This window comes from Bradyrhizobium sp. 138, assembly GCF_023074075.1.
In the GTDB taxonomy this organism is placed as follows: domain Bacteria; phylum Pseudomonadota; class Alphaproteobacteria; order Rhizobiales; family Xanthobacteraceae; genus Bradyrhizobium.
In genome coordinates this window covers 1-9899 of the sequence record NZ_JADPKT010000036.1, presented here as the reverse complement: position 1 = coordinate 9899, position 9899 = coordinate 1, and the positions used below count along the sequence as shown (strand labels likewise).

5 protein-coding genes and 3 pseudogenes are annotated in these 9899 nt (G+C 58.1%); 4 read left to right on the top strand and 4 right to left on the bottom strand.

Going from position 1 to position 9899, the window contains the following annotated elements:
- A pseudogene (locus IVA79_RS17270) lies at nt 1-762 on the top strand (IS3 family transposase); the annotation flags it as partial.
- A gap of 485 nt (nt 763-1247) precedes the next feature.
- Here the strand turns inward: IVA79_RS17270 and IVA79_RS17265 are convergent.
- Nucleotides 1248-2279, bottom strand: a complete 1032-nt coding sequence (locus IVA79_RS17265; protein WP_247554781.1) for a RimK family alpha-L-glutamate ligase — start codon at nt 2277-2279, stop codon at nt 1248-1250.
- Nucleotides 2280-2777: 498 nt separating this feature from the next.
- A complete protein-coding gene (locus IVA79_RS17260; RefSeq protein ID WP_247554780.1) occupies nt 2778-2951 on the bottom strand; it encodes a hypothetical protein in 174 nt (57 codons plus the stop codon).
- A gap of 189 nt (nt 2952-3140) precedes the next feature.
- Here IVA79_RS17260 and ectB point away from each other — a divergent pair, with 189 nt between their 5' ends.
- A complete protein-coding gene (gene ectB / locus IVA79_RS17255; RefSeq protein WP_247554778.1) occupies nt 3141-4430 on the top strand; it encodes a diaminobutyrate--2-oxoglutarate transaminase in 1290 nt (429 codons plus the stop codon).
- 702 nt (nt 4431-5132) lie between these two features.
- Here ectB and IVA79_RS17250 read toward each other — a convergent pair.
- Nucleotides 5133-6349: pseudogene (locus tag IVA79_RS17250) on the bottom strand (IS110 family transposase).
- 372 nt (nt 6350-6721) lie between these two features.
- Between IVA79_RS17250 and IVA79_RS17245 the strand changes: the two are divergent.
- Nucleotides 6722-7823, top strand: a pseudogene (locus IVA79_RS17245) (IS3 family transposase).
- Nucleotides 7824-8209: 386 nt separating this feature from the next.
- Nucleotides 8210-9304, top strand: coding sequence for a KamA family radical SAM protein (locus IVA79_RS17240; RefSeq protein ID WP_247554776.1), 1095 nt, complete (start codon nt 8210-8212; stop codon nt 9302-9304).
- 204 nt (nt 9305-9508) lie between these two features.
- Here IVA79_RS17240 and IVA79_RS17235 read toward each other — a convergent pair.
- Nucleotides 9509-9899, bottom strand: a 391-nt coding sequence (locus tag IVA79_RS17235; protein ID WP_247554773.1) for an MFS transporter, incomplete at its 5' end; no start/stop codon positions are given.

Sequence of the window (9899 nt, the reverse complement as noted above, 5' to 3'; positions counted from 1 at the left end):
CGAAGTCTATTATCTACCACGTCCGGTGTCGCCCCCCGATCTCGCGATCATGCGACGGCTCGACCGGCTGCACCTGGAGTTTCCTTTCGCCGGTTCGCGAATGTTGCGAGACCTGCTGGCTGCCGAGGGGAGCAAGATCGGCCGCCGGCATGTCAAAACGCTGATGCGGCGGATGGGGATAGAGGCGCTCTACCGCCGTCCGCGCACCACCAAACCCGAACCCGGGCACAAGATCTATCCGTATCTGCTGCGCGAGATCGAGATCACACGCCCGAACCAGGTCTGGGCGATGGACATCACCTACATCCCGATGGCGCGCGGCTTTGTCTATCTCGCGGTGGTGCTTGACTGGTTCAGCCGTCCGGTGCTGTCGTGGCGCGTCTCGATCACGATGGGAAGCCGCATTCTTGTCGAGACGCTGGAGGACGCTCTTGCTTGCCACGGCAAGCCGGAAATCTTCAACACCGACCAAGGCTCGCAGTTCACGGGCGCCGCGTTCACCGGCGTGCTCGCCAGTCATGGCATCGTATCAGCATGGACGGTCGGGGTGCCTGGCGCGACAACGTGTTCGTCGAGCGGCTGCGGCGCAGTGTCAAATATGAGGAGGTCTATCTGCGCGCCTACGACACCGTGTTCGACGCCCGCGCCTCGATCAGCCGATACCTCGATTTTTACAATGGCCGGCGTCCCCACTCGAGCCTTGACCGCGGCACTCCGGATCAAGCTTACTTCAACCAGCTGCCGTTCCCCGCGGCAGCCTAACTCTGGCAGAAGCTCCACTTATCGACGCGGGATTGCGGTTCAGACAACCGAGACCATCTCTCTATGCGACACCCCCATCTGTTGCCCCGTCCCTTCTAAACGACAGCTTTATCGATCCAGGAGCGTCATCGAACGGGCAATCCGCCGGCAGATAATCATAGAAAACAGGAGTTTCTGGCGGGTATTGATGGCGGTCGTCCGGTCGAGGTCGCCTTGCCCGAAGAGTGGTATTGTTGAGAAGTATCGTTATGGATGGGCTAGCCGCAGTCCCTGAAGATTTCGCGCACTAGATCCGTAAGGAGCGCAGCGAGCGGCTACAAATGCCTGGGTACAGTTCCGAATTGTTAGCCGCTTCCCGACTGCGTACGCCTGTCGCACTCGCGACAACCGCGTGGGGTATCGCCCCAGTCCGACTAACCGGACGCGGCTGGGGGCCGCGCCCATGACTGCACACGACGGCTTCCACTCCCTCAGTCCATAGGCTTCTAGGCCTCTGAAAGGGAGATCATGAGCTTTGCTACCTGATCGGATCGATCTACGCCCGAGGCCAGTTTCGCGTCGTATAACCCTCCGGGGCTCGTAAGATTAACATCAATGATGTAAGGGTAAGCCATATCAAGCCCAATGAAATTCACGCCATAGTCCATCAGCTTTCGACCGACCAACTCGGCGAGTTCAACCTCTTTGGAATGCAAGTCGACAGGAATTGGCTTACCTCCTTGCGTAATATTAGATCTGTGATCGTCAAGCGGCGCTTTCCGGCCGTGCCAAGCAACTGCCCGCCCACAGGCAACGATGACGCGCTTTTCGCCCTGCCGCACTTCAGAGATGAAGCGCTCAAGAAGAGCGTATTGAGCCACAAAACCTTCACGGCCGTACTGGAATTGGTACCGCTCCACGAGTGGTTCGCGTTCGGTGAGCCCCCCGAATTTGCTCTGCGCGTCAACATTTCCAGTTAGGCATTGTAGGATGGCTCGGACATTCGGTCCGTTGGGAGGAAGCAAGAAGACGTTTTCTCCGCCATACGCGTTCGCCGGCTTCGCAACCCAGCAGAGATCGGCACTCTGGCGGTAGCGTTCCCAAAGTACGGAGAACTCGTTCGATGCATATGCAACTGCTCGATGCTCTTTCGGCACGATGAGACCCAATGCATGCTTTGTTTCTAGAAATAACGTACCCGCAATGCTATTGACGAACGTGGTATGTTGCGAGGCTAGCCAGAGCATTTGCCATACATCACGGGAGATGCTGGACGGCGGCCCCCCGTTGACCAAGACGAGCTGGCATTCGTCGATAAAGTATACGTCCTTGGCGCCCTGCGCAGCCGAGCCAAGTTGGTGCGGGTCTCCGCTTGGAGACACCAAGACTCCGCGTGTAAAATAGCGAAAGTCTTCTGATCCGATACCAGTGATCTCGCCGAAAATCACTTCCCAGCCGAAACGACGGAACGCGTTTCCGATGGGAACATCGTTTTCACCTAAGCAATCCGGACGGCCTGTGAGTATGAGAAGTCTCATGGCGGTTCTCCTGGCTCGAGTTGACATTGCGGCACAATCAGAGCGTCGAACGTATTTGATTTGAGGCGACCATTGTCTGTCGCTCCAGAGTAGGCAAACATCACTCCCAAATACCGATCAGTGCTAACGCGGAGATGTTGAGGTCGGCGATTGGCATTTTCCTATTGCTTCCCCGAGGAGCAATCCTCGTGCCAGCATTGATTTTGTCTACCTTAGCTCATGAAGAGGCATGCTGAAGAACGTCGGTAATTTGAAGCTGACAAGTCGTCCGCAATTTTCATAACCACGGGGAGCCGCATCCTGTGTTCGTGAACGGGCTGAGAACCTCGCTTTGGTGACCCGAAGTGAGTCGAAAACAGGACTTTGCGCGCTCGTACACGCGCCTAGCTTGAATGATGTGATGAACTGCGCGTTTGAGCGCAACCCTACCAGGACCGTGAGTGTTCTGAATTGAGTCTTTAATGCAATAGTCGATACGCCGCATCGCCCGTACTCGCATCAGGCATGGTGGCTCAACCGGGCGTAGTCAACTTCGAAGACTTCGAATGCCTCGGCCATGCTGTTGCTTTTGGGGCGTTCGACCGGCCAAACGGGCTCGCGGTTCAGCGCCGCGGGACTCTCGAGGGTGCGGCAGACCGCAAAGATCGATCCAGCGTTGGTCGGCAATTGCATCTTGCGCGGAACTCGCAGGGACGTGACAGACTGGCACGTGCTATTACAGGAGCAGTGTACCTAACCTGGGTTCTAGGCCACCAGCGTTGGTAGGTGCCTAAATGACGGCACCCAGAGTAGATGATGCCGCTCTCTTTTTGCAGAAGGGCCGCATCTTTTTCGATGCACTCACTTCGTAGGATAGCCATAATGAACACCGCTCCGAGGACCTCTCAACACCTCAAAACAATGGAAGCTCTAGAATCCAACGTTCGATCATATTCTCGCGCGTTTCCCGCAATTTTCAGCAACGCCCGTGGATCGGTTATTTTAACGAACGACGGGCGCAAAATCATTGACTTCTTCTCTGGCGCTGGAGCGCTGAACTATGGACACAATAATCATGCTATAAGAGCCGCTATCATTGACTATCTCCAATCTGATGCGCTCGTACACGCTCTCGATATGGCGACTCCCGCGAAGATCAACTTCATGGAGGCCTTCGACTCAATTATCCTGCAAAAGCGCAACTTGAGATACCGCCTTCAGTTCACCGGCCCAACGGGAGCGAATGCTGTCGAAGCTTCGCTAAAGCTCGCGCGCAAAGTTACAGGACGTCACAACGTTATTTCTTTCACTCGCGGTTATCATGGAGTGAGTCTAGGAGCCGTTGCTGCAACCGGTAACCGTTTCTACCGCAAACCCGCAGGCGCTGCTCTCTCGGGCGTGACCTTCATGCCATACGATGGCTACTTCGGGCCCGCCGTGAATACCGCTGAACACCTCAGGACTGCATTGATGGACCAGAGCAGTGGAGTGGATCTCCCAGCTGCCATTCTACTAGAAACAGTGCAGGGAGAAGGTGGAATTAATGTCGCGTCTGAGCAATGGCTGAGATCGGTGCAGACGATCGCCAAAGATGTTGGCGCTTTCTTCATAATCGACGACATTCAAATGGGCTGTGGTCGCACGGGTGACTTCTTTAGCTTCGAGATTGCGACGTTATCGCCCGACGTAGTCGTGCTGTCGAAATCATTAAGCGGATACGGCCTTCCACTCTCAATGCTGTTGATCAAGCACGAACTCGATGGATGGGCACCGGGAGAGCACTCGGGAACGTTTCGGGGGAATAATCTCGCGCTAGTGGCTGGAACCGCCGCAATTGACATTTACTGGCGCGAGGAACTCTTCGCAGATCAGGTCAAGTGCACAGGCACTTTTCTGCATCGCCAACTTTCAGCGATTGCAGCGAAATATGGAAATCGTTTTGCGGTTCGGGGGCGCGGCATGGTATTCGGCTTTGACTGCTTTGCCGCGCAAATAGCGGATACGATCACACGTAAGGCATTCGAAAAAGGATTAATGATCGAACGGTGCGGACCAGATGATCAGGTTATAAAATTTTTACCCGCACTTACGATTGACCGCGCAACCTTAAACGAAGGTCTAGCAATTTTCGAGGAGTCTGTGGCTGAAGCGCTGCGCCTCAGTCCGTCTTGAATTACAGCACCGCTTGTTCGGAAGTGGTACAGGCTTCGGTATACCGTATCCTGTGCCCGCGCCCCGATCGACCGATACCTCGCCTTTTGCAAACGCCGGCGTGCCTGTTGCGACCACGGCACTCCGTCAACCCCGGCGGCGACCTCATGCATAATATGCTGGGCCATGCCGGCAAGCACGGACGGCACATCGTCTTCCCCTTCAGCACCAGCGCGTTCGCCGGGGACAGTGTGAGGCCGCGCGGGCGCAATGGGGCTGTGTCGCCGACCAGCTCCGCCCCAGCTGCCTAGCGTTGCGGTCTTCGTGGATGAGGTCGAGACCGAAGTGCTCGCCTATGAACCTCCCGGCCACGAAGCGCGACAAGCTGCACTCGACGGATGAGATGGACAAGCGATTTTTCGTGACCGAGATGACGATTGTAGAAATCGCGTACGTCCATTCTTTTGTTCGGCTGCGCCGCGGGCCCATTCTTCCGTCCCGGCCACCGATCTCGCAGCCGCCGCGCGCAGGGTCGGTCAAGGCTGGCCGCGTTTGCGGCCGCCGCAAGGCTTGGCCTTGACCGGCCCGAGCACGGCGGCATGCTGGCGTGTAACGGGACTGCATTCCTGGCTGGCACTTGCCGTCAGGTGGGATTATCCTTGGCGGGCGCGGGCGACCTCGTGGCGAAGCGTGGCGCGTCGGCTGCAAGCGCCGCCAGGCTGCCTATTTTGTCCTGCCGAGCTGAGGCGCCCGCGCGCCGGTTTTTGGCCGCCGTGGTTTCCATTGCGTCACCAAGCGCTCGTAGCTTTGCTCTGCCTGGGCGGCAATCAACATCTCGCGGTCGCGTAATGCCTTGATGTTGTAGGCATACGCTGGCCCACGACGGCTGCCTTTCTGTTGCGGATGTCCGGCTTGAAGCTGCATCGCGCGGGTCTTGATGGCGACCAGTGCCGGGCGTGCCCACAGGTAATCCTCGCCCTTCGTCAACAAATGCCAGCAAAGCACGGTGAGCTTCCGGGCCACGGCCACCGCGGCGATCTGATGGCCGCGCCGGGCGCGGATGCGCACGAAAAACGCATGCAGCGGACCGGGCGCCTTGGCCGCTGCCCAGGCCGCCTCGACCAGCATGGCGCGCGCGTGACTGCGGCCGATCTTGCTGATGCGGCCGTGATGGGCGGCGCCCAGTCCAGACTGCCGCACCCGGGGGTTCAGCCCGAAATAGCTCACCAGCTTCTGCGGGCTGTTGAACCGGCTGATGTCGCCGATCGCCGCCATGATGCCGGCGGCGACCGCCAAGTTGACACCGGTGATCGTCATCAATCTGTTGACCTCGGAATCGTCGATGGCGTCCTGCGCGATCTCGCGGTCGAGCAGGGCCAGATCTTCCGCCAGCCGGTCAAGCTCGCGGACGTGCCGATCGATGGCTGCGCGCTCATCGTCCGGCAACGGTTGGGCGGCCAACCACGCCCGGCCGCGGGCGTTGAAAAGATCGGCATGCGGGCACTTCGGGATCAGGTGGGCGTGCAGGATCGAATACACCTCGTTCTTGAGGCGCGTGCGATGCCGCACGACCTGGTAGCGCCGCGCCACCAGCCGACGCTTGCGTTCCGTCTCCGCGTCAGGCGTCCAGATCTGCGGCAGGTACCCGGCCGCCTGCAGACTGGCGAGCGTGCCAGCATCGATTTTGTCGGTCTTGACGTGAGCCTGGGCGATCGCCTTCACCTGCAGCGGATTTGCGATAATCACCCGTGCCACGAACGGCGCCAGAACCCGCGACACCGCCATGCTATTGGCGGTCGCTTCCACTACCACCTCATCACTGGCCAGCAGGGTCTTGCCAAATCCCTCCAACGCGGTCCGCGTCATATCAATGCGGCCCGCATGTCGGAGCTGCCGTCCTCCCAAACCACCACCTCCCCGAAAGTTCGGTGGACGTCGATGCCAATCACCCGTCGCATTCGCACCTCCCGCCAATCAGACCACATGACGGGAGCTACGGGCGACACGACAACTACGGATTCGCGCTTTCAGCGCAGCGGGCGAGTCGCAGAGGCGGCCAGCTACTAACTCGAGCTCGCGGCTCATCGTATGCATCGGCCTGCCCGCACCTTCGTGCTCCCGGTGCCTCTGTCCCGATGGTCGCACCATACGCTACGATCTTGAATATCGCAGCGGAACAATCGGCACCAAGAAATCTCATACCGGTTACCAATCCGCTCAAACGGGGTTCAATGTGATCTGAGGCCGGCAAACTGGACCATTTTTGGTTAGAGTTTTTCGCACCGGTTTGCGGCTGAGAGGAGCGAAGAACGATGAAGGCCTCGAAGTTTTCAGACGCCCAGAAGGCGTTCATTCTCAAGCAGGTGCCGACGGCGTGCCGGTCGCGGAGATCTGCCGCAAGGCCGGAATCAGCCAGGCGACCTATTTCAACTGGAAGACCAAGTATGACGGTCTGCTGCCGACCGAGATGCGGCGGTTGAAGCAGCTCGAGGACGAGAACGCCAAGCTGAAGAAGCTGGTCGCCGATCTGTCACTCGACAAGGAGATGTTGCAGGACGTGATCCGCCGAAAGCTATGAAGCCTGGCCGGAAGCGCAAGCTGGACGACGAGGTTCGCGGTGAGTGGCAAGTCTCGATCCGCAAGGCTTGCGAAGCCCTCGAGTTCGACCGGTCGAACTACCATTACAAATCGCGTCGCTCCGGCCAGGCTGCCCTCGAACGTCGGATCAAGGAGATCTGTCATGCACGCGTTCGCTACGGCTATCGCCGTGTCCACGTTCTGCTCCGCCGCGAGGGCTGTCACCACGGCCAGAACAAGACGCGGCTCGTCTATCGCGAGTTGGGCCTGCAACTGCGCAACAAAACGCCGAAGCGCCGGATCAAGGCCAAGCTGCGCGATGATCGCCGGCCGGCGACCCGGTCGAACGAGACCTGGGCGATGGATTTTGTTCACGATCAGTTGGCGACGGACACAAGCTGCGCGTGCTCACGATCGTCGATATCTTCTCCCGCTTCTCACCCGCGCTGCAGCCTCGGTTCACCTTCCGCGGCAGCGACGTCGTGGCGATCCTGGAAACGGCCTGTAAGGAAGTGGGATTCCCGGCGACGATCCGCGTCGATCAGGGCAGCGAGTTCGTGTCGCGCGATCTTGACCTGTGGGCCTACCAGCGCGGCGTCACGCTGGACTTCTCGCGGCCTGGCAAGCCGACCGACAATGCCTTCATCGAAGCCTTCAACGGTCGCTTCCGGGCCGAATGCCTCAACGCCCACTGGTTCCTCAGCCTTGCGGACGCCCAGGAAAAGGTAGAGACTTGGCGCAGATACTACAATGAAGAACGCCCGCATGGGGCAATCGGCAATAGGCCGACCGATTTTACTGCACAACCGCGATGGCGTCACCAGCCCGCCACCGTGAAAGAAGCGCAAAACTCTAATTCTGGGTGGTCCAAGTTCGGTCTCGCTGCAAATAACCCAGAGACTCTAACGGCCGCTGGATGAAAATTCAGGGGCAGGTCAGCGTGCCTTGATCTGGCGCCTAAGGCTGTCCGCTTGTGCACAAACGTCCCTGAGACGAGGCGCGGCGCCAATTCAGCCTACTCAGCACGCTCGAATGGTCACGACTTAGGATTACCATTGCGACGCAATCCTTCGCGCGCTCCCATTTGACGAATAACGGTGCAACGTTCTCCATTATCGGGTCCGATAGTTCTCACCACATTAGGTAGGTATCGATTCGCTGTTGATGGTCTACTGTAGACCAGCAAGAGATCGCATTGAATCAAACGTGCTGGAGGGCACGCGATGGAAAGCACAGCTAATCCGCTCGATCGCAGAGCGCACCTGTTGAAGTTCATTGAAGGAACTCGCGTCGTTAGCGAGAGTGAACTGCAAGTCAACAACATTACACCTTATCATGTCACAAAATTTTATCGCGAACAGATCATCAAAAGCGGTTACTACGATCAGCTGAAGTATATTGTTGAGCCATCAGTCAAGGAGTTCGAAAGCCCAGGTACCTTGGATACGAGCGGCGAGCACGACAACACGGTCGTGCCGGGGCTCCAGCACAAGTACGCCCAGACCGGTTTATTGCTGGTGACGGAACGCTGCGGCTCATACTGCCGTTACTGTTTTCGCAAGCGCATTGTGGGCAAGGTTTCGGATGAAATCGCACCGGACTTCGGTCAGGCCGCGCAGTATATTGCGCGCCATCCTGAGATGACGAACGTACTCCTTTCCGGAGGCGACCCGTTCGTGCTCAGCACCGCCAATCTGGACAACATCGTTGACCACCTGCTCCCAATAGATCATTTGAATTCGGTCAGATTTGGCACAAAAATGCTGGCCTATGCCCCAAGGCGGTTTGAAGATTCCGCTCTACCGGCGCTATTCAAGCGTATCCACAAGGCGGGTAAAACTCCAATCATCGTCACGCATTTCGATCACGTAGGTGAGATCTCTTCTGGCGCGGAGCACCAAGTGCGTGCTTTGCGCGGACAGGGCGTGCAATTCCTTAATCAGTCCGTGCTTCTCGCCAAAGTCAACGATGATCCCGAAATATTAGCGGCGACCTTCGCCAAATGCCACGAAATCGGAGTGCGACCCTACTACTTATTTCAAGCCAGGCCGGTGAAGGGTGCGTCGCACTTCCAAGTCGCGTTGCGGCGCGGACTAGAAATAGTACGCGGCATAAACCAACGTCTGAGCGGGATCGAGAAGACGTTTAAATACATCATGTCCCATTACACAGGAAAAATAGAGATATTGGACTTAGGACAGGATGGCCGCGTGTATATGCGATACCACCAGAATAAAGCTCCCGAGAAGATCGGCAAGATCTTTTCCCGGCCGCACGTCGCGACGGCCTGCTGGCTTGATGATCTGCCCGAGGAATGAGATCTACCGCACGTCCTCGAGGCGACGAACTCGATGAAGGTGCGGTGTCCCTGCTCCCCACGAAGGGCATCTAGTTGTGCGGTCGAAATCAAGATGGCTTAAACAGCGATAGTGATGCCAACTACGCCGATTACGATGATCTTTGCCGTTGCGCAAATTTGCGCGTCGGCCGCCGCCCATCGCCAACTCTTGCTCGATTGGCGCCTAGCCGCGCACCTCGCTGCGCGGGAATGGTCCATCTTCGCTTCGTGGCACTGACCCGAACGGCCGCTCCAGCATGCGGCGGACACGTATCGGATCAGGGCCAACGTGGAAAGCCGCTGCCCGTCGATCCAGGGCGCGCTCCGACTGCGTCGAGCGGTTGCGCTGTCGCAGATAGTCTAGCCATGTCGGACAGTGATAACGCTCAGTCCAGAGTTCCGGGTCGGCGATGTCGCGCGCGATCGACCAGCCATAGGCGCCGGTGCGCTGACGAAATAGCTGCACGTCCTGCATTACATTGTGAAACGCCTGCGCATTCTCTCGCGGTACGCGGTATTCAATCTCTACCACAAGCGGGCCGCTGCGGCCGGAAAGTTCGAGCCGAACTTCGGGA

Coding starts and splice junctions, on each gene's coding strand:
- IVA79_RS17260 (WP_247554780.1), bottom strand. CDS start 2,951: ATGCAATTGCCGACCAACGCTGGATCGATCTTTGCGGTCTGCCGCACC.
- IVA79_RS17265 (WP_247554781.1), bottom strand. CDS start 2,279: ATGAGACTTCTCATACTCACAGGCCGTCCGGATTGCTTAGGTGAAAAC.
- IVA79_RS17240 (WP_247554776.1), top strand. CDS start 8,210: ATGGAAAGCACAGCTAATCCGCTCGATCGCAGAGCGCACCTGTTGAAG.
- ectB (WP_247554778.1), top strand. CDS start 3,141: ATGAACACCGCTCCGAGGACCTCTCAACACCTCAAAACAATGGAAGCT.